Below are 22,460 nucleotides of genomic sequence, written 5' to 3'. Positions count from 1 at the left end.
GGAGCGGCTGCTGCTGGGCGTTCCCGCTGATCATCGGCTTGCAAAACGTCGGGCTGTCTCCGTTCAAGAGCTGAAAGGCGAGCGTCTGCTGGCGCTTGGAAGCGGACACCAGTTGCTCGAGAGCGTTCAGCGACTGGCGAAGGCGTCCGGCGCGACTGTCATTGACGACTATGCCGGTACCAGCCTGGACGCGATCCGACAAATGGTGTCGATCGGCATGGGCTGCTCGCTGTTTCCCGAACTCTACGCACAGGCGGAGTTCCGCAACGCAGAGGACGTTCATCTCCTGGAAATCGAGGGCTGGAGTGAGACCCGTCAGGTCGGCATCTGTTTCAGGTCAACCAGCGGCCGGGTGGCGCATTTTCAGGAACTTGCCAGAAGGGCGACAGACGCCGCATTGGAGCTCGGGATCGGCTGACGTGCCGGCGGTCCTTTCTGCTCAGCAAGTCATTCCATTGGCCGCGAACCTTGCCGCAGGCCAGTCTGAGCTCAGGCGGAACTGCGGGCGACCAGTCGGCACTCCACCTTCAACTGGTCGTGATTGCTGGTCAGCCCGCCAGCCATATCGGAAAGCAGCTCGACGGCCATCACGCCCATCTCGAACATCGGAAGATGGAAGGTTGTCAGCGGCGGCATCGTGAACTGGGCAATGTCTCTGTTGTCGAAGCCGACGACGGAGACATCCTCCGGGACAGACTTGCCGAGTTCGTTCAGCGCTTCGATACAGCCAAGCGCCATGAGGTCGTTCGCGCAGAATATCCCGTCCGGGGGATCCTTCAGCTTCATCAGCGCATGCGTCTTTTCGTATCCGGACGGCGGTTCCCAGTTGCCATAGTGCACGAGGTCGGGGTCGTAGGAGAGATCGTTGCTGGCAAGAGCCTGCTTGTATCCGCGCAAGCGGTCGCGCGGATTGTCGAGACCTTCCTGGCCGTTGATCAGGGCTATCCGCTTGCGCCCGGCGCTGATCAGCCGTTCCGTCGCCGCCCGGCCGCCGGCGACGTCTCCCGGCAGGATGGACGGAAGCCGACGCTCTTGATCGTAGCAGTTGACCAGCACAGAGGGGACCTTCAGAAGCGGTTCCGGCGGATCGATCTTGCGGGTCAAAATAGTGCCGAAAATGTAGCCGATAAGTGCCTGGCCGTCACAGATCGAAAAGATGCCGCCATCCGGGTCCTCGCCTTTGCGGAAGACGCCAAGTGTGACGATAATCCCGAGTTCGAGTGCCTTTTCGCGGGCACCTTCGTAGGCAAGGGCCATCCATGGATCGGTGGTCAGTTCGTCGACGGCAAAAACGATTACCTTGTTGGCGGGCGCACTGCCGGGTCCGGAACTGGCTGATGACTTGTTCGCGAGACGATAGCCCAACTGATCCGCCGCGTCGAAGACCCGCTTGCGGGTGGCTTCGGTGAACCGGGCGCCGGAACTGCCATTGAGAATGAGGGAAACGGTCGCCTGAGATACGCCTGCCAGCGCAGCCACGTCCATCATCGTCGGTTTCAAGGCATTCTCCATGTCGGACACCGTGGTTTCCGGGGTATGGTGCCGTGTCAGGATCGAAAGTGCCGGACACGGTCGAAGGCTACGGCAACCACAATGAAGGTACCTATGAACATTCCTTGCCAGAATGTCGAGATGCCGAGCAGGATCAGAGAGTTGCGAATAACTTCTATCAACAGTGCTCCAACGACCGCACCGAGCGCATTGCCTTCGCCACCGGCCAGATTGGCACCACCGATGACGGCCGCGGCAATCACCGTCAGCTCCATGCCTTGGCCGAGATTGGTGGTCACGCTGCCGAGCCATCCAGCCATCAGAACGCCGGCGAGCCCGGCGGTGAGAGCCGACACGCCATAGATACTCACCTTCATGCGCCGCACGGGGATGCCGGTCAGGATGGCGGCGTTCTCATTGCTGCCGATCGCAAGCAGATGCTGCCCCCATCGGGTCCACCTGAAGACCAGCGACATTACAAGGGCTAGTGCAGCGAGGACGTACAGGGGGTGGGGTATGCCCAGCGTCGAGCCGCCGCCGACCCAGATCAGCAGGTCGTGGTCGGGGCCGAAATTCCAGATCATCTTGTTGTCCGACAGGACCATGGCCAGGGACCGAGCGGCCGAAAGAGTGCCCAAGGTGACGACGAAGGGTGGCATTCCGGCATAGGCGACAAGCACGCCGTTCAGTACGCCCACAAGGAGGGCTGCAAGCAGCGCAAGAGGAAATGCGAGGAGGAAGGGCATGCCACCCTCCATGGTGACGCTGATCACCATGGCACTCAACACGACGGTTGAGCCGACCGACAGATCGATGCCGCCCGAGGCGATTACGGTCGTCATTCCGATCGCGATGATTCCGACGAAGGCGAAGTTGCGCGCAACATTGAAGAGATTGCGCTCCGTTGCAAAGCTGTCCGTTAGAATGCTGAGCGCGAGGCAGGCAAGGACCGCAGCGATAAAGACCCAGAACAGCTGCCGGCTCGATACGCGTGAGATCCAGCTTCGATGCTCGCTACGGGCAATCACGTCATCCAATGTGGTCATGGCGATCTCCTTTCAAGCGGCTTCGATGGCGCCGGTGATCAATCCTGTCACTTCTTCGGGCGACGACTGATCGGCGCGTTTGCTGGCGACGAGTTCGCCGCGCCGCAGCACCGCAATCTTGTCCGAAACACCGAAGACGTCGGGCATGCGGTGGCTGATGAGAATGACGCTGATGCCGTGATCACGCAGCCTGCGAATGACATCGAGAACCTCGGCCACCTGGCGGACGGAGATTGCGGCGGTCGGCTCGTCCATGATGACGATCTTGGGTTCGGACAGCAGCGTGCGGGCGATCGCAACCGCCTGGCGCTGGCCACCGGACATGCGGCGCACCAAATCGCGTGGTCTCGTTTCCGATTTCAGTTGCCGGAACAGCTCCGCTGCGACGCGGTTCATCTTGGCATAGTCGATGTAGCGCAGCGGCCCGAGGCTGCGCATGGTCTCTCGCCCCAGGAAGACATTGGAGGCAGCCGAGAGATTGTCGCACAGCGCAAGGTCCTGATAGACGACCTCGATGCCGTGTCGCTGTGCGTCGCGTGGGTTGTGAAAGGTCACCGGTTGGTCATCGACGCGGATCTCTCCTGTCGATGGTGGGAAGTTGCCGGCGATAATTTTGACAAGCGTCGTCTTGCCGGCGCCGTTGTCCCCCATCAGTCCCAGAACCTCCCCTGGTTCGACGGTGACACTGACACGCGACAGCGCGTGTATTGCGCCGTAACTCTTTGAAATTGAATGCAATGAAAGCCGTGACACGCTCCGCCCTCCCTCGGCTGATCCCACGATGGCATTCTGTCGGCACCATAGCCTGCACGTTGCCCGCCCGTAAACGGGTATCAATAATGCTTGACTTAATATTATAACCAAATATTAATTATTCAACCTGAAAGCGAAAAAGGGGGCGGTGATGCGGTTGCTCGTGACGGGCGCCACCGGAAAGGTGGGCCAAGCCTTCCTTCCCGCCTTCCTTTCCAATCCGCGCTTTGCGAAATGGAATGTCGTCGCGCTCTGCAACAACCGGGCCCTGGAACCCGGTCCCCGTGTCTCCGTCGTGAAGGGGTCCATGGCAGATCCGCAGATTGTCGGGAAGGCGCTCGAAGGTGTGACGCATGTGCTGCACCTGGCTGCCGTGAAAGAGACGCCCGATCAGGCCATCGATGTTGCTCTCAAGGGGCTCTACCTCCTGCTGGAGGGTTTCAGCCGTTCGGCTGCGAAACAGCAGTTCATGCTGCTGAGCGGTGATTGTGTGGTTGGGCACATTTTTCATGGTTACAGCGCACCGATCACGGAGCAGTCGCCGAGGCGAGCCTATCGCGGTGTCTATGCCCTGACCAAGGTGCTGGAAGAGACCATGGTGGAACAGTTCGGGATCCAGGAGGGTCTCAACTGGACCACGCTTCGCGCTCCGTGGATCATGGAAAAGGACGACTTCCGCTACGCTATGGAGGTCGGTCCTGATCAGTTCGGCGGGCCGCCGTGGTCGGCGATGATGGGAGCGGATGATCTCGACGCGCTCAGGAAGAACCGGGCCGTACCTGCCATGCGGGATGGTCGCGGCGCCTATCTCAAGCGCAGCTTTCTTCATGTCGATGATCTCGTCAACGCGATGATCGCCGCGCTGGACAATCCGGCCGCGTATGGAGAGCTGTTCAACGTCGCCATGGACCAGCCGGTCGACTACGGCGCGCTGGCCGATATCCTGGAGGCTTCCGGCGATCGGCAGCGCCGCGACATCCCGACACCGTTTCACAGCAACTGGCTCGACAATTCAAAGGCCCGGATGGTTCTCGGCTGGCAACCGGAAATCGATGTCGAAGGACTTGTCGAGCGCGCCTGGAGCTACAGGCGTGCAGGAAATGATCCGCGCATCATTTGGTATCCCGGCTGAGCAGGAGGGTTTCGCCGGCGATTTAGAGGAGGAGAAAGGCAATGAAAACAAGATATTTGGCATTCACTGCAATACCTATTCTCATGTTGCTGGCCGGCGAGAGCGCTGCGGAGAGCAAAAAGACACTCGCCATCGTCGTCAAAGGGCTCGACAATCCGTTCTTCGAACAGATCAATCTGGGCTGCAAGAAGTGGCTGTCGGAAAATCCGAAGAGCGAATACGAGTGCCTCTATACGGGACCGGCCTCTTCGGCCGACGAAGCGGGTGAGGTCCAGATTGTCGACGATCTGCTGACGCGCGGTGTTGCAGCGATTGCAATCTCGCCGTCGAACGCGCCGGCCATGGCGAACCGCGTGCGCCAAATCGCGCCGCAAATTCCCGTCATGACCGTCGATGCGGACTTCCTCGAGAAAGACCATGATCTGCGCAAGACCTATCTCGGCACCGACAATTATCTGATGGGTGTGAAGATGGCTGAGCAGACGAAGAAGCTGAAGGCGAAGGGTGGCACGGTGTGTCTGCAACTCGGCAATGTTGGTGCCGCCAACATCAATGCGCGTGCCCAGGGTTTCCGTGACACGATTGCGGGAGCCAAGGACGTGAAGCGGCTGAGCGGACAGAACGGCTGGACTGAAATCGAGGGATGCCCCGTCTATACCAACGACCAGGCGGACCTCGCCAATCAGCAGATGTCGGATGTCTTTACAGCCCATCCCAAGCTCGATGCCTTCATCCTGATCGGCGGGTGGGCACAGTTCGCGCCACAGGCCTATACCCAGGTCACCGACCAGGTCATGAGCAAGCTGAAGTCGAAGGAACTGGTGATCGTGGCGGGGGATACGCTGCCACCGCAGACCCAGGCCTTTCGTGAGGGCCGCAGCCATGCGCAGGTCGGTCAGCGGCCCTTCGAGATGGGCTACAAGGCACCCGACGTGATGATTAAGCTGATCAAAGGCGAGAAGGTGGATGATCCGCTGTTTACCGGCCTCGACATCTGCAACGCCGAAGATCCCGGTTTCTGCAAGACCAACTGACGGCGCCGTGGCGCCCATGGCGCAGACGCTGAAACGGACCCGATAACCGGGCGTAGGCTTTGCATGGCTCGGTTGTCGCCCTTCAACCTGGAGCAGCCCTGGAGGAGTGGGTTGCGGGAGGACAAGATGAAAAGGATTACGATCACGGCCCTAGTGGCCATGGCGACCATGGTGGCTATGCCAGCGGTCGCCGCAGAGAAAAAGGCACTCGCCTTCGTCGTCAATGCCGCTTCCGATTTCTGGAAGCTGGCCGAGGCCGGGGTCAAGGCGGCGCAGACCGAGCTTCCGGATTTCGAGTTGCAGTTCCGTTATCCCACGCAGGGCACGGCCGCACTTCAGAACGCCCTGATGGATGACCTTGTGGCTGCGGGGACCGACGCAATTATGATCTCGTCGGCTGACCCGAAGAATTCCGTCGATGCCTTCAACCGCATCGCAGCTCAGGTTCCGCTCTTCACGACGGACAGCGATGCGCCGCAGTCGAAGCGCATCGCCTATCTGGGTTCGTCCAACACCCAGGCCGGCATCCAGGCGGGGGAAATCGCGGTCAAGGCGCTCCCCAAAGGTGGTAAATGTATGGGATTTGTGGGCTTTCTTGGCGCTGATAACGCCAGGGAGCGGATCGACGGTTTTCGCCAGGCCGTGAAGGGCAAGTCAATCGAACTCGTCGATGTGCGCGGCGATGACGTCGATTTTGCCCGTGCGCGGTCCAATGTCGACGATGTCCTCGCGGCAAATCCGGACATTACCTGCATGGTGGGCTTTTACTCCTACAATCCACCAAAGATCTATGAAGCGTTGAAAGCGGCCGGAAAGCTCGGGAACATCACGGTCATCGCCTTCGATGAAGATCCGATCACGCTCGGAGCCGTGCGGCAAGGCCAGTTTGCAGGCACGGTCGTCCAGGACCCCTATCAATGGGGCTACGAGGGGATGAAGCTGATGGCGGCATACCTCAAGGGCGACAAGTCGAAAGTGCCGGCAGATGGATTGATCATCGTGCCGACCAAAGTCATCGACAAGGCGAATGTCGATGCGTTCGAGAAGCAGCTCAAGGCGCGGATCGGCGGATAACACGCGCCTTGACGCGGCCAGCGCGGATCTTTCGGGCTGCGCGCTGGCCCTCAACGCATTCGAGGTTCACGCCAGATGACAGCTGCCGCCCGCATATCTCTTGATCTCATCGGCATCACCAAGGTCTATCCAAGCGCTGTGGCGCTCAATCAGGTGTCGCTCGGCATCCGGGGCGGCGAAGTCGTCGGGTTGATCGGCGAAAACGGTGCCGGAAAATCCACGCTTATGAAGGTGCTAGGTGGCACGATCGCGCCCGATGAAGGTGAGATCGTCATCGATGGGGAAACGACGTCCCATCTGACACCCGCCGAGGCCCTGGCCCATGGCATCGCGTTCGTGCACCAGGAGCTGAACCCATTTTTCAATCTCGATGTGGCGGGCAACGTTCTCCTGGGCCGTGAGCCGCGCAGCCGCCGCTTCGGTTTTATCGACCATGCGGCCATGGCCGAGCGGGTGAAACCACTTCTCGACATGCTGGGCGCTCGCTTTCAGCCATCCACCCAGGCTTCGGAACTTTCGCTGGCGGACCAGCAGCTGATGGAAATCGCCAAGGCGCTCTCGACCAATGTCCGCCTCCTGATCCTCGACGAACCGACATCGAGCCTCACGCTTGCGGAAACCCAACGGTTGCTCGATGTGGTGCGCCGGTTGCGGGCAGATGGAGTGGCCATCCTGTTTATTACCCATCGCCTTGCCGAAGTCGAAGCCGTCGCAGACCGGGTGGTTGGGCTCAGGGACGGTCGAAATGCCGGGGAGCTCCAAAGCGGCAACATCAATCGAGATGCCATGGTGCGATTGATGATCGGCCGCGATGTGACGCAATTCTACACGCCCCCGCATGTAAGGCAGGGGCCGGTCGTGCTTCGGACACGAAATCTCAGAACCGAAGCCTATCCGCAGGCCCCGGTCGATCTCGAGGTTCGAGGCGGTGAAATTCTCGGGCTTGCCGGTTTGGTCGGCGCAGGCCGGACGGAACTTGCGCGTGCGATCTTTGGCATCGATCCCGTCCAGGGCGGCCGTGTCGAGATGAACGACAAGCCGGTCGCATCCGGATCGGTGCCTGCAGCAATCGCCGCCGGCATCTGTTTGGTGCCGGAAGACCGCAAGGGTGAGGGACTGTTCCTCGACTTCTCTCTTTCTGAAAACGTGGTGATGCCGAACCTTTCGGCGATCGCGACCGCTGGCTTCGTCGATCGCGGGGCCGAAATGGAGATCGCTGATCGGTCCCGCAGCCGGCTATCGATCCGTGCGCCGCGGCTCGACCGTGCGGTCAGCGAGTTGTCGGGCGGCAACCAGCAGAAGGTCGTTCTGGCAAAGTGGCTCGGTCTCGATCCCAGGCTCATCATTCTCGACGAGCCGACGAGAGGCATCGATGTCGGAGCGAAGGCTGAGGTTTACCGCCTCATGCGCGATCTCGCGGAGGGCGGAGCCGCGGTGCTGATGATCTCGTCCGATATGGAGGAAGTCATCGGTGTCTCGACGCGCGTGGCGGTGATGCGGCGCGGGGCCATTGCCGGCATCCTGTCGCGGGCGGATCTGTCCGAAGAAGCGATCCTCAGTCTGGCGGTCGGATAGGAGATTGGCATGCACAAGAAAGACATCGGCCTTGGCGTCCTCGTTCTGACCGTGGGCGCCATCGTGACACTGGTCAATCCGCGTTTCATTTCACCGGTCAATCTTGCCAACACAGCCAATCTGATTGGACTGTTCGGGCTGTTTTCGATTGCCGAGGCCTTCGTCATCGTCACCGCAGGGATCGAGCTTTCGATCGGCTCCGTCATCGCCCTTCTCGGCGTCATCTTTATCGACCTGATTGCCTCCCATGGTGTTCCCTGGCCTGTCGCCTTTGCGATCGTGCTGGTCCTGTCGGTGGTGATCGGATTGCTGCATGGCTGGCTCATTACACGGCTCAAGCTGCAGCCCTTCGTCGTCACACTGTGCGGTCTGCTGATCTACCGAGGCATAGCGCGTTTCTATACCAGAGACGGGACGGCCGGCTTTACCTTCGGGACGGATCTTCCCATGCTCGAATATCTGTTCGTCGGACGAACAGCGGGCGTTCCCCATTCCGTCATGGCTTTTGCTGTGTTTGCGGTGCTTGCATGGTTTCTCCTGCATCGAACCGTTTTCGGACGGCATCTTCTGGCCGTCGGAAAGAACGAGGAGGCGGCTCGTTATTGCGGGATCAATACAAAGCGCGTGATCGTCACGGCCTATGTTCTCTGTGCCTTTCTGACAGGCGTCTCGGCCATTTTCTTCGCCATGTACACCAAGTCCGTCCAGCCCTCGTCGCATGGGAATTTCTACGAGCTCTATGCCATCGCGGCTGCGGTCCTCGGCGGATTTTCCCTGCGGGGTGGGGAAGGCTCGATCGTTGGGGTGGTGCTCGGGGTTGTGTTGCTTCAGGTCCTCCAGAACCTCGTCAACCTGCTCGGCATTCCCTCGTCGCTCAATTTCGCGGTCATGGGTGCGGTCATCCTGGTGGGCGTCATTGCCGATACGCAGTTCCATGCCTATCGGCAAAGGCGACATCATCAGGCGACCCGCTCTGCCTTGGCCGAGGTTTCCCGCATCCCGTCGGCAAACGGATGACGGATAGGTCGTCGACGATCGACACAGAGCTGGTCCCGGATGCTGGAAATGATCAGGATGGCAGGAGCCTGAAGTCCGCGCCTTCCGGCAGGAGTTGCCCGCCATCGACGACGATGGTGGTGCCGGTCACATAGCTCGCATCGTCGGAGGCGAGAAACAGGAAGGCATTGGCAACGTCGCGCGGCGAGCCGAGGCGGGCGAGCGGAATTGCGTCCTCCATGTTCTTGATGAAGGCGGCGCTACGATGCAGCTGGATCGCTTCCGTCAATATGTTGCCGGGCTCGACGCCATTGACATTGATGCCGTAGGACGAGAACTCCAGCGCCGCTGAGCGAATGAAGCCGTTGATGCCAGCCTTGCTCGCCGCGTAGTGGCCGTGGCCCGGGCTTGTAACATGCGGGCCGGTGATGGATGACGTAAACAGGATACGCCCCGAGCCCTGCTTTTTCATCGGCGTCAGCGCGGCGCGTGCGGCGTTGAAGCATCCGCGCAGATTGACCCCCATCACGCTGTCCCAGTCTTCCGGAGACGTATTCTCGATGAGCTGCCACGGATAGATGCCGGCGTTCTGGACGATGATGTCGAGCCGCCCGTGACGTTCGAGTGTGAATTCGACCGCGGCAACGGCGTCTTCCATCTTCGAGATGTCGGTGTGGACGAAGTCGATGCCGAGATCATCGGCTGCCGCCTTGCCGTCGTCGGCCTCGGAATCAGCCAGCACCAGCTTTGCGCCTTCCTCCTGGAAGCGGACGGCGATTGCCTTGCCGATGCCGCGCGATGCGCCGATGACCAGCGCCACCTTGTCTTTCAATCTGTCTGTCATGCGAGCCTCTGGCGGAGCCTTTGTTTGAACGTATCGAGAAGAACCGCTGCAAGCACCAGGAAGCCGTGGATGACCTGGGTATAGTTTGCCGGCAGGCCCATCAGGTTGATGGCGGTGTTGATGGACGAGAGGAGCAGCACTCCGGCGTAGACGCCGGGCAGCGCACCGACACCGCCCTTGAGGCTGACACCACCGATGACGACTGCCGCAAAGGCGTTGAACAGCAGTCCAACGCCGAGGTTTGCCGTGGCGCCTGATGTGCGTATGGCAAGCAGCCATCCAGCCAGGCCGGCGATGGCGCCTGCCAGTACAAAGGCGATGATCAGGTTGCGGGTGACGCGAATGCCGGCGCGGTAGGCGGCGGTCTCGTTCCCGCCGATCATTACCAGGTGCCGGCCGAATGGCGTCTTGGCCATCAGCACCGAAAAGACCACGAAACAGGCAATCGCAATCCAGGCTGACAGCGGAATGCCAGCCACACGCTCAATAGCGAACCAGCGGATGGCCGGATCCAGATCCTGGGCGGAGCGTCCGCCGGAAACCGCCAGCACGATGCCGCGCACCCAGATGAAGGAGGCAAGCGTGATGATGAAGGCGCTCATCTTGAGTTTCACGACAAGGAAACCGTTGAAGAGACCGATCAACGCGCCGATCCCGCAGGCAACGAGCAGTGACGCTGGGATCATCAGCCATTGCGGTGAGAGCTTGATCCCCATGCCGATCCCTGCCGAGCAGAAAAGGATGCCGACCGCCATGGCCGCCAAAGCGGCAACGGATTCCACCGAAAGGTCCATATGGCCGGCGATGATCACCAGAGCCAGGCCGATCGACATCACGCCCAGCACGCTCGACGCTTCGATGATGTTTGTGAAAATGCCGATCTGGAAATAGTTCGGGATCAGGGCCGAAAACAAGGCAAGCACGACGATGAGCATGAACCAGACGAGGTTATCGAGTACAGATTCTAGACTTTTGCGCGTACGGGGCGTCATGCGGCAAATCCGGACTTGAGGGGAGGAGTCCGGGGTCTTTCGACCCCGGATGAAGGGTTGTTACTCGACGGATTTGATCGAGGCTGTCGGCGCTTTCATGTTGCCCCAGAAGGCTGGGTTGTCGACATTCTCCTTGGTGATCGCCGCACCCGGGATCTTGATGTTCGGCCCCCAGGCTTCCTTCGTCACGACCCCTTTCAGGCCAAGCACGTCATAGTCGCCGGCCTTGATTTCCTGCTTGCCGACGATCTTGTCCATGAACATGGCAATGGCTGCCGCCTGAGCATAAAGCGGTTGCTCGACTTCGGTATTGAGCCAGCCCTTGCGGATCAGATCGAGGCCGACGGGAGCGCCGTTCGAGCTCATCATCATGACATCACCTGGCTTCTTGCCGGCTGATTCCAAAGAGGCAACGGCTGCAACCGAAAGATGGGCTGCATGCAGGAAGATCAGGTTGATATCGGGATTGGCCAGCATCTGATCGGAGACGATCGTCCCTGCATTGCTGGCTTCCCACTGCATGGCGGGCACAGAGATGATGGTCACCTTCGGGAAGGCCTTCATCTTCTCTTCGAAGCCCTTCTGGATATCGAGCGTGTAGGGATCGCCAGGGTCGCCCAGAACCTGCAGGATCTTGCCCTTCACGTCGCCATTCTTGGCCTTGAGCATCGCTTCAGCCTGTTGCGCGGCAACATGGCCGATCTCGATCGTCCCGGCGACCGAGGTGAAGTCTGACACGGTCGAGGTGACCTGACGGTCGAACTCGACGACCGGAATACCGGCCGCACGGGCTGCCTCGATGGATGGTTTCAATGCGTTGAAGTCGACAGCGGCGAGGATGATCGCCGCCGGCTTCAAGGCGATGACATCGTTCATCTGCGACTGCTGTGCGTCTGTCTTGTTGTCGGCGTTAAGGGTTTTCATCTCGTAGCCGGTCTGCTTCAGAAACATTTCCAAGGCGCTGACCGAGCCTGTCTGGAATTCGTCGAGCAGTGTCGGCACAAGATAATAGACCGTACCCTTGGACTGTGCGGCCGCCGTTGTGAGCATTGAAAGGCCGAGCACCAAAACGCTCAGCAAGCTTAGCATTATTCGTCTCATGATCGTTCTCTCCAGTTTTACGCCGGACCCCTTGTCATTGTTTGCCCACCGGTCCGGCGCCGGTGAGGGTTTGCCCTGTGATCATTTCGATCACTGCATCCGGGCTTGTCTTGGTTCTGTCGACATCGCCGGCGACGACGCCGTGGCGGATGACGACGATGCGGTCTGCGACCTGAAAGGCCTGCTGCATGATGTGGGTGATGATGACGACACCGATGCCCTGGCTGGCGACATGGCGGATCATGTCCAATCCCCGCCGCGTCTGTTCGACCCCAAGTGCGGCGAACGGCTCGTCCAGCAAGAGGAGCTTGCCACCCCAATGGGCAAAACGGTTGAGCTCGATCGCCTGCCGCTGGCCGCCGGACAGATGCTCGACCTTGGTGCGCATGGAGGGAATGCGGGTGCCGGCACTGGTCAGTGCCTTGGTCGTGATTTCCTCCATCGCACGCTCATCGAGGAAGGGGATGCCCGCGATCTTGCGGGTGATCTCGCGGCCCATGAAGAAATTGGCGACGACGTCCACATTGGTGCAGAGAGACAGGTCCTGGTAGACCGTCTCGATGCCGGCTGCCTTGGCCTCGGCAGGCGTCTTTGCCTCGAACTCTTCGCCTTCGAAGAGCATCTGACCTGACGTGGGTTGCAGACCACCCGAGATGATCTTCACAAGCGTGGACTTGCCTGCGCCGTTGTCGCCAAGAAGGGCGACCACTTCGCCCTTTCCGATCGAGAAACTGATGCCCTTCAGCGCTTCGATCGCGCCGAAATTCTTGCGGATATCATTCAGGACAAGCAGTTTTTCGGTCATTCGACAGTCCCCTTCTCTGAAGTCTCGAACATCTGGCCGAAGCGCGGTGACAGGACGCCGAAAACGGCTAGCGCGGCTGCGCCTCGGAGTGCCGAATGCTGGCAGTCACTGGCGACGACGACACGTGGATGCGGGCGGCTGGTGCGGGCGGAAACCGAATTGCTCAGGCCGTCGGCCAGTGCGGCAAGCCGCTCGATCAAAGACTGCGGCGCCAGGCCACCGAGCACGACAGTCTCTGGATCGAAAAGGTTTTCGATCGTGCGGATGGCATTGCGAAAGATCGGCGCGATCTCGCGGACCCATTCGGCCTCGGGCAGGCCGCGCCGAGTGAAGGCCTCGAGCGAAAGATAGCGCTCAAGGCAGCCATTGTTGCCGCAGGGGCAGGGCTCCCCATCCGGAACGGCGGGGATATGGCCGATTTCACCGGCATTGCCCCAGGCGCCGCGCATCACAGTCCCGTCATGCATCATCGCGCCGCCAAGGCCGACGCCGAAGAACAGGTAATAGTAATCCGAAATCTGTTGTCCGAGACCGTAGAGCTGCTCGCCGAGCGCCGCTGCCGCCATGTCGTTTTCCATAAAGGCCGGCAGACCTGTCGCCTCTGTGAGGCGGGAATTGATGTCGACGTCTTTCCAGCCGGTCATCGTTGTCGGACCAACGAAGCTGATGGATTCCACGTCGAACGGCCCGGGCAAAGCCAGTCCGGCGCCCAGCAGGCGGCCGCGGCATGGGCTTGCCTTGAGTTCGTCCACCATCTCGCCAATCAGAGCGAAGGCTTCGTCCGGCGTCGGGTTGGACGCGCTGCGGTGGCGGCTCTCGACGACATCACCGCGCAGATTGACCAAGGCAACGTCGATGCCAAGCGGCGTCAGGTGAATGCCGACCGCATGCCCACCCTCCGGATTGACGGTCAGCTTCGAGGGCGGAATACCGCGGCCCCGAGGCTTTTCGCGCACCGAGACGATGAGCTCTTGTTCTTCGAGTTCCCGGACAATGGTGGAGACAGTCTGTACGGTGAGGTGAACCCGTTCGGCAATTTCGCCACGCGTCGTCGGACCAGTCAGGCGGATCGCTTCCAAGACGATCCGTCTGTTGTAGGGCCTTCCGGATTCCTGGTTGGTACCGCGCAGCGCCATTTCGAATGTCTCCGAATGACGAAAGTGTGTCAGCGGTCACGTATTTAGTCAAATGGTTTTCAAAAAAGATAAATGCGCGCGCGAAGGGCCTGATCGCGCTGACGTTGCAGAGGCTGATCTGACGGTTCGCACGCTTTCCGCGAAACTCTTAATGAGTTTGCCTCACCCTGGGAGCCAGGAATCATGACCAGCGCCTGATCAACTTGAGCACGAAAGCGTCATCCTCCGCTGGTAGGTTGCGCTATGTCACGGGGGTCATACCCGCAAGGCGGCCGGGTGGGCACGCCAAATGGGAGGCGTTTGGCAAAAGCCTATGCCGTCGCCTCCAACGGTTGAGCGAGGGGCGAGAATATCGCCCGGCTGCGATCGACCATGTATGACGCTGTATGGGAAGGGGCATCCCGGGCGAGTTGGATCACCGCTTCCAGGATGAACCTGACTTTTTCCTCGGAATGGAGAACGCTCAGATTGAGCCGGGTGAAACCCGGTTTCTCGATTTCGTTGCCGTTCCGGATCGATTGCCTGATCCGCTCCGAATGCTCGTCATCGATCGACAGGAGGCGGTGGACATAGGGGCCGGCGCAGGCGCAGCCGCCGCGTGCCTGTATGCCGAAGCGATCGGAAAGCATGCGGGTGATCAGCTGCTGATGCACATAGCCACCCTTTCCATCCCTGATGCGAAACGAAAAGATCGGCAGTCTCGACATGCTCATCGAGCCCAACAGCTCGATCTGGGGAATGCCCTGCCAAGCCTCGAATGCGCGCGCGGTGAAATCCTCGTTCAGGCTCGCAATTCTCTCGAGGCCGATTGCGTGCTTGACCACGAAGGCGAGTGCAGCGCGGATATCGCCGACGACGTTGGGGGTTCCGGCTTCTTCGCGCGCTTCGATATTGTCGCTGTAATCGTGGCCCGTCGGGGAGACGAATTTGACGGTGCCGCCGCCTGGCCAAGAGGGTTTTGTGGTGACGACTGCTTCGCGTCTGACCACGAGGATACCGGAGGCACCGGGGCCACCGAGGAATTTATGGGGCGATACGACGATGGCGTCGATCTCGGCGCCTTCAGCCGGTGTCATCGTGATTGGGATATAGGGACCTGCGCCGGCGAAATCCCAGAGGATCTTTGCGCCTGCCGATTTTGCGAGCCGGGTGACCGCTTCGATATCCGTCAGGATACCGGTGATGTTCGATGCGGCCGAAAACGAGCAGATCGTCAGAACGTCCCTGCTGTCCTCAAGAGCCTTTTCCAAGAGAATGAGGTCAGGGCCTCCATCGCAACCTTCCTGAATTTCGATGATCTCAGCGCCGCTTTCCCGCCAGGGGAGGATGTTCGAATGATGCTCGTAGGGGCCGATGATGACGCGGGCGGGTTTGCCGGTAGTGACCGCATCCTCGACGCCGAGCAACTTGACCAGGCGGTTGATGCCGGCCGTTGCACCGGATCCGGCAAAGATCACCGCATGGCGGCTGTCGGCGCCACAGCATTCGGCGATAGTGGCACGCGCTTCACGGCGCATGCGGGTCATCATCGCTCCGCAAAAGGACGCTTCCGTATGGCTGTTGGCATAGTAAGGCAGGACCTCTTCAAGAACGAAGGTTTCCACCTGCCGGAGCGCCCGTCCTGACGCCACATAATCGGCATAGATGAGATCCTTCAGGCCGTATGGCCCGTCCACCTTGGCGGATGCGCCAATCATTCCCGAGGTCAGTGCTGCAATCGGATCGGCGACAGCCAGACTGCGACGAAATCCCTGAAGAGCAGTTTCGGGTTCGGTTCGTGGCATGCAGTCAGCCAGCTGGCGCATTGTCGATCTCCTTGACGAGTTGACTGCGATTATAAACTGAAGCAGGGTCTGAATTCTTCACCGTATTTGCGCTGATTTTGCCAGGAACTGTGTCAAATGATCGAGAAAGACTTGAATTTCGATGAAATCGATCTACGGATCCTCACGAGCCTGCAACGCAACTCGGCCTTGTCGCAGCGTGATTTGGCAGAGCATGTCGGACTTTCGCAAAATGCATGCTGGCGCAGGCTGCAGCGTCTGCAGGCAAGCGGGATCATCGGCAATGCCCGATCCGAGATCGATCTCGACCTGCTGGGCTTCGATCTGACGGTCATTGTGATGATTCGCACACGCCACCATTCCAAGGAATGGGCTGACGATTTTCGCAGGCATGTCGATCGCCTGCCGGAGGTGATCGACTTTTACAGGATCGGGGGAGATTGGGATTATCTGATCAAGGTCGTGACCCGCGGAATATCCGGGTATGACGCATTTTATCAGAAGCTCATCACGAATTTCGATCTCGCGACGGTGACGGGCTTTTTCGCGATGGAGGCGATCATTCGCAACCGTGCACTGGATCTCAGCCGAATGAACCGGTGAGACCTGGTTTGGTTTCCAGCCATATTTGGCGGCACAACCGATGGATTAACCCGCAGAATGTGCCTAGCCCACCCTAAAGCAGGCTAGGCGCTTTTTATCGTCGCTTAGAGAACCGAGACGTTTTCAGCCTTCGATTTACCGGTCTTGCGATCCTGTCCGACTTCGAAGCTGACCTTGTCACCTTCGCGAAGCGAGCCGCCGCGCTGCAGAGCAGAAACGTGAACGAACACGTCCTGGCCGCCATTCTCAGGCGTGATGAAGCCGAAGCCCTTGTCGTCGTTGAAGAATTTAACCGTACCTGTCGCCATGAGAAACCTGTTTCCTATGTAATCCGCGAAATTGCGATGGGCAAACTATAGCGCCACCGCTTCACTATCAACCCCAGCACCATGAACACCGTGATGCCCGGCCCGTATCAACGCCAAATTTTCTTGCCACCGACTACGCAAAGTATCTTAAGCATTGATATCTCTGGCGAGCAAGCCTGCCGCGACACCTAACTCCGTTATCTTGATCGGATATTGGTCGCATAGCGGGCAATAAGCCGTATAAACCAGGGGGTTGCCGCCGACCTGACGCTGTAAACGATGCTAGAATTTGAGGAAGCCCATGATCAAAAGCACGACGGTTTTCACCAATGCCAGGCTGGCGGAGGGCGTTCTGCGCGATATTCACGTCGAGTCGGGGCGGATATCTGCGATTGAAGCCGCAGGCTCGGTTACTCCTTCTGCCGAGGTCATCGACATCGGCGGCGAGTTGCTGGTTCCGGGTTTTGTCGAAGGGCACATCCATTTGGATACGAGCTTCTACGGCGATAAATGGATGCCGCATCGGCCCTGCACCAACGGTTTCGACGTGCAGGAGCGGGTCACCTTCCAGGCGGAGAACATGGCCGCCGCGGCGCCGATGGACAAGCGGGCCCGCGATCAGCTCGATCTCTGCATCGCCAATGGCACGCTTTCCATGCGCAGCCACGTGATGGTCGATGGTTCGGTCGGGCTGAAATCGCTGGAGACGGTCCTGGCGGTTCGCGAGGACTATAGGGATCTCATCGATCTCCAGCTGGTGGCTTTTCCGCAGAGCGGCATCCTCAGGAGCCCCGGCACACCGGCGCTGCTGGACGAGGCCATCGGGCTTGGTGCCGATCTGGTCGGCGGTCTCGATCCGGCCAGTTTCGACCGTGACGTCACCGGCCATCTCGATGTGGTCTTCGGCGTTGCCGAAAAGCACGGCGTCGATATCGACATTCACCTCCACGATGCCGGCAGCATGGGCGCGTTTACCATCGAGGAAATCTGCGCCCGCACGGTGGCGCTCGGCATGCAGGGCCATGTCGCGATCAGCCATGCCTATGGGCTTGGGGATCTCGGCGCTGATGCGGCGCGCAAAATTGCCGCAACGATTGCGAAAAGCGGCGTTTCGATCATGACCAATGCGCCGGGCAACCACAATTTCCCGCCGGTCGCTCTGTTGCGGCGAGAAGGCGTCACCGTGTTCAGCGGCAGCGACAATATTCGCGACAGCTGGTGGCCCTATGGCGATGGCGACATGCTGCACCGGGCGGAAATCATCGGCTATCGCTCGGGCTTCTATACCGACGAGGACCTGAAGGCAGTGTTCGATATCGTCACGTCTGAAAGCGCCAAGGCGCTGCGGATCGAGTCCTATGGTATCGAGATTGGCGCGAAAGCCGATTTCGTGACGCTTTCGGCTGCCAATATTCCGGAAGCGGTCGTTGCTTTCCCCGGCAACAGGCGTGTGTTCAAGGGTGGACGTCTCGTTGCCCAGGGTGGCAAACGGGTCTGATTCGCTTTGAGATCGGTGACGGAGGACGGCTTGAAACCGTAACTCCGCCGATCGGAATGGCGGGCATGGTGTTCTTCGTCCACATCATGATACCGGTCGAACAGCCGGAGTCGGACAGGCCTTTGCTATTACCGGAGGTCCTGACGCGAATTACCCTGCAGCTCGTTCGATACTGAGAGGAGATTTCATGACATTCAATGCCGAAACCAAGGGCGTTTACGCCATTGCCGCGACACCGTTTCATGAGGATGGTTCGATCGATTTCGATTCCGTCGATCGGCTGACCGATTTCTATGAGGAGAGCGGCTGCACCGGCATTACCATTCTCGGCATCATGGGAGAGGCGCCGAAGCTGGAGGCGGATGAAAGCCGCGCGATCATCAAGCGCGTGGTTTCCCGTGCCAAGGTGCCGATCATCGTCGGCGTGTCGGCGCCGGGTTTCGCAGCCATGCGGTCGCTCGCCCGCTCCTCCATGGACATGGGTGCCGCAGGCGTGATGATCGCGCCGGGGCAGGGTGCCAAGACCGACGACCAGACCATCAATTATTTTGCAGGTGCCGTGGAAGCGGTCGGCGAAGATGTGCCGTGGGTGCTGCAGGACTATCCGCTGACGCTCAACACGGTGATCGCGACCAGTGTGGTCGCCAAGATCATCACCAACCACCCCTCCTGCCTGATGCTGAAGCATGAGGACTGGCCGGGTCTTGAAAAGATTTCGAAGCTGCGCGCCATGCAGAAGGCCGGCGAATTGCGGCCGTTCTCGATTCTCTGCGGCAATGGCGGCATGTTCCTCGATTTCGAGCCGGAGCGTGGTGCTGACGGCGCAATGACGGGTTATGGCTTCCCGGATATGCTGACCGAGCTGGTCGAGCTGTTTGCTGCCGGCAAGCGCGACGAGGCGCATGATCTGTTCGACGCGCATCTGCCGCTGATCCGCTATGAGCAGCAGCTTGGCATCGGTCTTGCCGTGCGAAAGCACGTGCTCAAGCGCCGCGGCGTGATTGCCTCCGATGCGCAGCGCAAGCCGGCCCAGATGTTGACATCGGCCGCCAAGGCAGAAGTCGATTATCTGCTCGCACGCCTCGCCAAACACGACAAGCGCGCAGCACTCTGACATCGGACGGAGCGGGATATCATGTACCCGCTCCTTCCTCCGCCCGATTTTCTTAAGGGTGAGGCTGGCTGCTGCCTATCGGCCCCGTTCCGTGATAGGTCTTGAGCCCCAAGATTCGGTCAGCGACGGAAAAACAGCATGCATTGCAAACTCATCGGCGTTCCCCTTCAGGATGGAGCATCCCAGCTCGGTTGCGAGATGGGGCCGAGTGCGTTGCGCACGGCAGGCCTTGCCGGCGCGCTCGCCGATCTCGGCCACCAGGTCAGCGATCTCGGCAATCTGGCGCTGCCGCCGGTCTCTGATATCACGCATCCCAACACGGCGGTTCGCCGCCTGCCGCAGATCGTCGCCTGGGTCGAACTGCTGACGAAGATCGCCCACCGGGAAAGTGCCGAGGGCATGCCGATCTTTCTCGGCGGCGATCATGCGATGTCGGCCGGAATTGTTGCGGGTCTCGCCCGCACGGCGTCGGAAAAGCAGCGCCCGCTCTTCGTTCTCTGGGTCGACGCGCACACGGATTTCCACACGCTGGAAACGACCGGCAGCGGCAATTTGCACGGCGTCCCTGTGGCCTATTTCACGGGTCAGCCGGGTTTTGAAGGTTACTTCCCGCCCCTGACGCATCCGGTCGATCCGGCCAATGTCTGCATGATCGGCATCCGCAGCGTCGATCCGCAGGAGCGCTCGGCGATCAACAAGAGTGACATCACGGTGCATGACATGCGGGCGATCGACGAACATGGTGTCGGTGCCGTGCTGCGCTCGTTTATCGAGAAGGTCGAGGCTGCCGGCGGGCTGCTGCATGTCAGCCTCGACGTGGATTTCCTCGATCCGTCGGTCGCCCCTGCCGTCGGCACCACGGTGCCTGGAGGTGCGACGTTCCGCGAGGCGCATCTGGTGATGGAGATGCTGCATGACAGCGGTCTCGTCACCAGCCTCGATCTGGTCGAGCTCAACCCTTTTCTCGACGAACGGGGCCGCACGGCGACACTCTTGGTGGACCTGACCGCAAGCCTGATGGGCCGCACCGTGCTTGACCGCCCGACCCGGCGGTTCTGACGGCGCGTTAGATCAGCATGCTGGCGCCGCGGTCCAGATAGGTATCGAGGAACTGGTCGAGACGCGGATGGCGCGGCTTGGCAAAGACCTCCGAGGGCGGGCCTGAGAACAGCAGCTTGCCATGGTCGAGGAACGAGATCTGCTGGCCGACGGTCGCGGCAAAACCAATTTCGTGGGTCACGACGACCATGGTCATGCCTTCATCAGCCAGATCCCGCATCACTTTCAGCACTTCGCCCGTCAGTTCCGGATCAAGCGCTGATGTCGCCTCGTCGAACAGCATGATCTTCGGCTCGAGTGCCAGGGCGCGTGCGATGGCGACGCGCTGCTGCTGGCCACCGGACAATTGCGACGGGTAATGGCCGGCGCGGTTTTCCAGGCCGACCTTGCGCAGCTGCGCCATGGCCTTTTCCTCGGCGTCTGCTTTCGACAGCTTCCGGACGATCTTCAGGGCTTCGCTGACATTGCCGAGCGCCGTCATGTGCGGCCAGAGATTGAACTGCTGGAAGACCATGCCGGTTTGGGCGCGGACAGCGCGGATCTGCGCCGGGGGCAGTCGTTCGCGCTTGCCGTCAGGCTTTTCGAAAAAGCCCAGCGCCTCGCCGTTGATGGTGATCATGCCGCTGGTTGATTCTTCCAGGAAGGCCAGGCATCGCAAAAGCGTACTCTTGCCCGAGCCGGAAGGGCCGATCAGGCAGGAGACCTTTCCCTCGGGTATCTCGAGATTGATATCCTGCAGAACGGTCGTCTCTCCGAACCGCTTGACCAGCTTGCGGATGGTGATGGCGGGTAGGGTCATGCTTTCGAAAACCTCAAACGGGAAAGCCGGTATTCGGCGGCGCGGCCAAGCCGGTCGGTCAGCTCGACAAGTGCCCAGTAGACGACAGCGAGAATGAAGATCGCCTCGAGATAGGCATATTGCTGCGAGCCGATGGCGCTGACGGTGGCCGTCAGTTCCGGCACGGTGATGATCGACAGAACGGCGGATTCCTTCAGCAGAATGACCGAAAGGTTGACCGCCGGCGGCAACACGATCAGCGCCATTTCCGGGATCTGGATGCGGCGGATCGTCTGCAGGCGTGTCATGCCAAGGCAGCCGGCGGCTTCCACATGGCCAACAGGAACGGCGGCAAAGCCGGCGCGGAAGATCTCGCTGTAATAGGCGGCACTATAGACCGTCAGACCGATGAGGCCGCAGGGGATCGGATCCAGCATCAGGCCGACGAACGGACCGCCGTAGTAGAGAAGAAAGATCTGGATCAGGAAGGGCGTGCCGCGCAGCACTTCGACAACGGAGCCCAGGACTGCGTTGGTGGCGAACCCACCGAAGCGGCGGGCGGTTGCCACGAGAAAGCCGATGACGACGCCACCGGCAATGCCGGCGATCCAGAGCAGAAGCGTGACGAACAGCCCGCTGCCGAGTTCGGGCAGCTTTTCGATGATGACCTGAGGATTGAACATCATGCGGAGGTCCTCGCCATGGATCTTTCCGCGTAGCGACCGAGAAGCGCGATCGTCGAGCAGATCACGAAATAGACCAGTCCGGCACTGAGGAAGATTGGGATCGGCTGGTAGGTGCTGGAGGCCAGATCCTGTGCCATCTTTGTCAGCTCGATGATACCGACGACAGACACAAGCGACGATGCCTTCAGGATCATGATCGATTCGTTGACCAGCGTCGGGAGGGTCAACCGAAGAGCGATTGGGACCTGGATCCGCGCAAAGATCTGAAGCGGATTGAAGCCCGTCACCTCAGCTGCCTCGATCAACCCTTTCGGCACGCTGGAGAAGCCGCCGCGCAGGTTTTCCGCCTGATAGGCCGCGGTGCAGAGCGACAAGCCGATAATCGCCGCGACGATGCTTGGCACGTTGAGGCCGATCGCCGGCAGCAGCGTGTAGATCAACAGCAGCTGGACAAGCAGCGGCACGCCGCGGAAGAAGCTGACGAACAGTCTTGCAGGAGCCGAGTAGATCGTCTTGCCGGACAGGGTCGCGGCCGAAAGCAGGATCGCGATGACGAATCCGATCGCAATCGAGACCAGGCTGATGCCGATGGTCGACACCGCCGCCTGCAGGAGAAGCGTGAATAGTTTGAACGTCATCTGTCGTCACGTC

The 22,460-nt window shown here is 60.2% G+C and carries 23 protein-coding genes (1 of these 23 cut by a window edge); 10 read left to right on the top strand and 13 right to left on the bottom strand.

The features are described from left to right. Positions 1-418, top strand: partial view of a LysR substrate-binding domain-containing protein gene (locus ACQY1P_RS21690; RefSeq protein ID WP_430255418.1) — the end only. The gene continues 494 nt to the left of window position 1, outside the view; 418 of the gene's 912 nt are visible here — the last part of the coding sequence; its start codon lies beyond the left edge, outside the window; its stop codon occupies positions 416-418. Positions 419-489: 71 nt separating this feature from the next. On the opposite strand, the gene ACQY1P_RS21685 is transcribed toward ACQY1P_RS21690, so the two are convergent. From ACQY1P_RS21685 to ACQY1P_RS21675, 3 genes are read right to left on the bottom strand one after another with little or no spacing between them, the layout of a single operon-like run. Next, on the bottom strand, positions 490-1,512 hold the full coding sequence (locus tag ACQY1P_RS21685; protein WP_244474108.1) for a LacI family DNA-binding transcriptional regulator: 1,023 nt from the start codon (positions 1,510-1,512) through the stop codon (positions 490-492). A gap of 35 nt (positions 1,513-1,547) precedes the next feature. Further along, positions 1,548-2,537: an ABC transporter permease gene (locus ACQY1P_RS21680; protein WP_092659134.1), complete on the bottom strand. Its 990-nt coding sequence runs from the start codon at positions 2,535-2,537 to the stop codon at positions 1,548-1,550. Positions 2,538-2,549: 12 nt separating this feature from the next. Further along, complete coding sequence (locus ACQY1P_RS21675; protein WP_244476247.1) at positions 2,550-3,188, bottom strand: ATP-binding cassette domain-containing protein; 639 nt, start codon at positions 3,186-3,188, stop codon at positions 2,550-2,552. Positions 3,189-3,441: 253 nt separating this feature from the next. Here ACQY1P_RS21675 and ACQY1P_RS21670 point away from each other — a divergent pair, with 253 nt between their 5' ends. From ACQY1P_RS21670 to ACQY1P_RS21650, 5 genes are all read left to right on the top strand, one after another. Beyond that, a complete protein-coding gene (locus ACQY1P_RS21670; RefSeq protein ID WP_174197223.1) occupies positions 3,442-4,422 on the top strand; it encodes an NAD-dependent epimerase/dehydratase family protein in 981 nt (326 codons plus the stop codon). A gap of 41 nt (positions 4,423-4,463) precedes the next feature. Beyond that, on the top strand, positions 4,464-5,456 hold the full coding sequence (locus ACQY1P_RS21665) for a sugar-binding protein (RefSeq protein WP_092659140.1): 993 nt from the start codon (positions 4,464-4,466) through the stop codon (positions 5,454-5,456). A gap of 126 nt (positions 5,457-5,582) precedes the next feature. After that, positions 5,583-6,530: a sugar-binding protein gene (locus ACQY1P_RS21660; protein WP_430255415.1), complete on the top strand. Its 948-nt coding sequence runs from the start codon at positions 5,583-5,585 to the stop codon at positions 6,528-6,530. A 75-nt stretch (positions 6,531-6,605) separates the two neighbouring features. Further along, the gene (locus ACQY1P_RS21655) at positions 6,606-8,105 is read left to right on the top strand and encodes a sugar ABC transporter ATP-binding protein (protein ID WP_430255413.1); all 1,500 of its coding nucleotides are present in this window, start codon (positions 6,606-6,608) and stop codon (positions 8,103-8,105) included. A gap of 9 nt (positions 8,106-8,114) precedes the next feature. Then, positions 8,115-9,122 carry an ABC transporter permease gene (locus tag ACQY1P_RS21650; protein WP_174197221.1) on the top strand — a complete coding sequence of 336 codons (1,008 nt, stop codon included), beginning with the start codon at positions 8,115-8,117 and terminating at the stop codon, positions 9,120-9,122. Positions 9,123-9,174: 52 nt separating this feature from the next. Here ACQY1P_RS21650 and ACQY1P_RS21645 read toward each other — a convergent pair whose 3' ends face one another. From ACQY1P_RS21645 to ACQY1P_RS21620, 6 genes are all read right to left on the bottom strand, one after another. After that, a complete protein-coding gene (locus ACQY1P_RS21645) occupies positions 9,175-9,945 on the bottom strand; it encodes an SDR family oxidoreductase (RefSeq protein ID WP_062462040.1) in 771 nt (256 codons plus the stop codon). Further along, positions 9,942-10,937: an ABC transporter permease gene (locus ACQY1P_RS21640; protein ID WP_062462043.1), complete on the bottom strand. Its 996-nt coding sequence runs from the start codon at positions 10,935-10,937 to the stop codon at positions 9,942-9,944. The genes ACQY1P_RS21645 and ACQY1P_RS21640 overlap by 4 nt, the downstream gene beginning before the upstream one ends. Before the next feature lie 60 nt (positions 10,938-10,997). Continuing rightward, positions 10,998-12,038 carry a sugar ABC transporter substrate-binding protein gene (locus tag ACQY1P_RS21635; RefSeq protein ID WP_062581491.1) on the bottom strand — a complete coding sequence of 347 codons (1,041 nt, stop codon included), beginning with the start codon at positions 12,036-12,038 and terminating at the stop codon, positions 10,998-11,000. A 34-nt stretch (positions 12,039-12,072) separates the two neighbouring features. Then, positions 12,073-12,843, bottom strand: a complete 771-nt coding sequence (locus ACQY1P_RS21630) for an ATP-binding cassette domain-containing protein (RefSeq protein ID WP_062462050.1) — start codon at positions 12,841-12,843, stop codon at positions 12,073-12,075. After that, the gene (locus ACQY1P_RS21625) at positions 12,840-13,979 is read right to left on the bottom strand and encodes an ROK family protein (RefSeq protein WP_430255410.1); all 1,140 of its coding nucleotides are present in this window, start codon (positions 13,977-13,979) and stop codon (positions 12,840-12,842) included. The genes ACQY1P_RS21630 and ACQY1P_RS21625 overlap by 4 nt, the downstream gene beginning before the upstream one ends. Positions 13,980-14,290: 311 nt before the next feature. After that, on the bottom strand, positions 14,291-15,784 hold the full coding sequence (locus tag ACQY1P_RS21620) for an aminotransferase class V-fold PLP-dependent enzyme (protein ID WP_430255408.1): 1,494 nt from the start codon (positions 15,782-15,784) through the stop codon (positions 14,291-14,293). Between the two features lie 96 nt (positions 15,785-15,880). Between ACQY1P_RS21620 and ACQY1P_RS21615 the strand changes: the two genes are divergently transcribed. Continuing rightward, a complete protein-coding gene (locus ACQY1P_RS21615) occupies positions 15,881-16,366 on the top strand; it encodes an Lrp/AsnC family transcriptional regulator (protein WP_062462056.1) in 486 nt (161 codons plus the stop codon). Between the two features lie 104 nt (positions 16,367-16,470). On the opposite strand, the gene ACQY1P_RS21610 is transcribed toward ACQY1P_RS21615, so the two are convergent. Further along, the gene (locus ACQY1P_RS21610; protein ID WP_012760580.1) at positions 16,471-16,674 is read right to left on the bottom strand and encodes a cold-shock protein; all 204 of its coding nucleotides are present in this window, start codon (positions 16,672-16,674) and stop codon (positions 16,471-16,473) included. A gap of 301 nt (positions 16,675-16,975) precedes the next feature. Between ACQY1P_RS21610 and ACQY1P_RS21605 the strand changes: the two genes are divergently transcribed. From ACQY1P_RS21605 to rocF, 3 genes are all read left to right on the top strand, one after another. Continuing rightward, entirely contained in the window at positions 16,976-18,172 is a 1,197-nt protein-coding gene (locus ACQY1P_RS21605; protein ID WP_430255406.1) for an amidohydrolase family protein, read from the top strand. 187 nt (positions 18,173-18,359) lie between these two features. Next, the gene (locus ACQY1P_RS21600; protein ID WP_430255404.1) at positions 18,360-19,286 is read left to right on the top strand and encodes a dihydrodipicolinate synthase family protein; all 927 of its coding nucleotides are present in this window, start codon (positions 18,360-18,362) and stop codon (positions 19,284-19,286) included. A gap of 138 nt (positions 19,287-19,424) precedes the next feature. Next, positions 19,425-20,345 (top strand): arginase, encoded by a 921-nt coding sequence (rocF, locus tag ACQY1P_RS21595; protein WP_430255402.1) that lies wholly within the window; start codon positions 19,425-19,427, stop codon positions 20,343-20,345. A gap of 7 nt (positions 20,346-20,352) precedes the next feature. Here the strand turns inward: rocF and ACQY1P_RS21590 are convergent, their stop codons facing one another. From ACQY1P_RS21590 to ACQY1P_RS21580, 3 genes are read right to left on the bottom strand one after another with little or no spacing between them, the layout of a single operon-like run. Next, entirely contained in the window at positions 20,353-21,144 is a 792-nt protein-coding gene (locus ACQY1P_RS21590) for an amino acid ABC transporter ATP-binding protein (RefSeq protein ID WP_430255400.1), read from the bottom strand. After that, the gene (locus tag ACQY1P_RS21585; protein WP_062462072.1) at positions 21,141-21,809 is read right to left on the bottom strand and encodes an amino acid ABC transporter permease; all 669 of its coding nucleotides are present in this window, start codon (positions 21,807-21,809) and stop codon (positions 21,141-21,143) included. Before ACQY1P_RS21585 ends, ACQY1P_RS21590 begins: the two co-directional genes overlap by 4 nt. After that, positions 21,806-22,447, bottom strand: a complete 642-nt coding sequence (locus ACQY1P_RS21580) for an amino acid ABC transporter permease (RefSeq protein WP_062462075.1) — start codon at positions 22,445-22,447, stop codon at positions 21,806-21,808. The genes ACQY1P_RS21585 and ACQY1P_RS21580 overlap by 4 nt, the downstream gene beginning before the upstream one ends. Between the last annotated feature and the right edge of the window lie 13 nt (positions 22,448-22,460).

The organism is Neorhizobium sp. DAR64872/K0K18 (genome assembly GCF_050500175.1).
GTDB classification, from domain to species: domain Bacteria; phylum Pseudomonadota; class Alphaproteobacteria; order Rhizobiales; family Rhizobiaceae; genus Neorhizobium; species Neorhizobium soli.
This window is presented reverse-complemented; position numbering and strand designations above follow the sequence as displayed.

What these genes read in the sequence shown, in the direction of transcription:
- ACQY1P_RS21685 (WP_244474108.1), bottom strand. Translation starts at nt 1,512, where the DNA reads ATGGAGAATGCCTTGAAACCGACGATGATGGACGTGGCTGCGCTGGCA.
- ACQY1P_RS21680 (WP_092659134.1), bottom strand. Translation starts at nt 2,537, where the DNA reads ATGACCACATTGGATGACGTGATTGCCCGTAGCGAGCATCGAAGCTGG.
- ACQY1P_RS21675 (WP_244476247.1), bottom strand. Translation starts at nt 3,188, where the DNA reads ATGGGGGACAACGGCGCCGGCAAGACGACGCTTGTCAAAATTATCGCC.
- ACQY1P_RS21670 (WP_174197223.1), top strand. Translation starts at nt 3,442, where the DNA reads ATGCGGTTGCTCGTGACGGGCGCCACCGGAAAGGTGGGCCAAGCCTTC.
- ACQY1P_RS21665 (WP_092659140.1), top strand. Translation starts at nt 4,464, where the DNA reads ATGAAAACAAGATATTTGGCATTCACTGCAATACCTATTCTCATGTTG.
- ACQY1P_RS21660 (WP_430255415.1), top strand. Translation starts at nt 5,583, where the DNA reads ATGAAAAGGATTACGATCACGGCCCTAGTGGCCATGGCGACCATGGTG.
- ACQY1P_RS21655 (WP_430255413.1), top strand. Translation starts at nt 6,606, where the DNA reads ATGACAGCTGCCGCCCGCATATCTCTTGATCTCATCGGCATCACCAAG.
- ACQY1P_RS21650 (WP_174197221.1), top strand. Translation starts at nt 8,115, where the DNA reads ATGCACAAGAAAGACATCGGCCTTGGCGTCCTCGTTCTGACCGTGGGC.
- ACQY1P_RS21645 (WP_062462040.1), bottom strand. Translation starts at nt 9,945, where the DNA reads ATGACAGACAGATTGAAAGACAAGGTGGCGCTGGTCATCGGCGCATCG.
- ACQY1P_RS21640 (WP_062462043.1), bottom strand. Translation starts at nt 10,937, where the DNA reads ATGACGCCCCGTACGCGCAAAAGTCTAGAATCTGTACTCGATAACCTC.
- ACQY1P_RS21635 (WP_062581491.1), bottom strand. Translation starts at nt 12,038, where the DNA reads ATGAGACGAATAATGCTAAGCTTGCTGAGCGTTTTGGTGCTCGGCCTT.
- ACQY1P_RS21630 (WP_062462050.1), bottom strand. Translation starts at nt 12,843, where the DNA reads ATGACCGAAAAACTGCTTGTCCTGAATGATATCCGCAAGAATTTCGGC.
- ACQY1P_RS21625 (WP_430255410.1), bottom strand. Translation starts at nt 13,979, where the DNA reads ATGGCGCTGCGCGGTACCAACCAGGAATCCGGAAGGCCCTACAACAGA.
- ACQY1P_RS21620 (WP_430255408.1), bottom strand. Translation starts at nt 15,784, where the DNA reads ATGCGCCAGCTGGCTGACTGCATGCCACGAACCGAACCCGAAACTGCT.
- ACQY1P_RS21615 (WP_062462056.1), top strand. Translation starts at nt 15,881, where the DNA reads ATGATCGAGAAAGACTTGAATTTCGATGAAATCGATCTACGGATCCTC.
- ACQY1P_RS21610 (WP_012760580.1), bottom strand. Translation starts at nt 16,674, where the DNA reads ATGGCGACAGGTACGGTTAAATTCTTCAACGACGACAAGGGCTTCGGC.
- ACQY1P_RS21605 (WP_430255406.1), top strand. Translation starts at nt 16,976, where the DNA reads ATGATCAAAAGCACGACGGTTTTCACCAATGCCAGGCTGGCGGAGGGC.
- ACQY1P_RS21600 (WP_430255404.1), top strand. Translation starts at nt 18,360, where the DNA reads ATGACATTCAATGCCGAAACCAAGGGCGTTTACGCCATTGCCGCGACA.
- rocF (WP_430255402.1), top strand. Translation starts at nt 19,425, where the DNA reads ATGCATTGCAAACTCATCGGCGTTCCCCTTCAGGATGGAGCATCCCAG.
- ACQY1P_RS21590 (WP_430255400.1), bottom strand. Translation starts at nt 21,144, where the DNA reads ATGACCCTACCCGCCATCACCATCCGCAAGCTGGTCAAGCGGTTCGGA.
- ACQY1P_RS21585 (WP_062462072.1), bottom strand. Translation starts at nt 21,809, where the DNA reads ATGATGTTCAATCCTCAGGTCATCATCGAAAAGCTGCCCGAACTCGGC.
- ACQY1P_RS21580 (WP_062462075.1), bottom strand. Translation starts at nt 22,447, where the DNA reads ATGACGTTCAAACTATTCACGCTTCTCCTGCAGGCGGCGGTGTCGACC.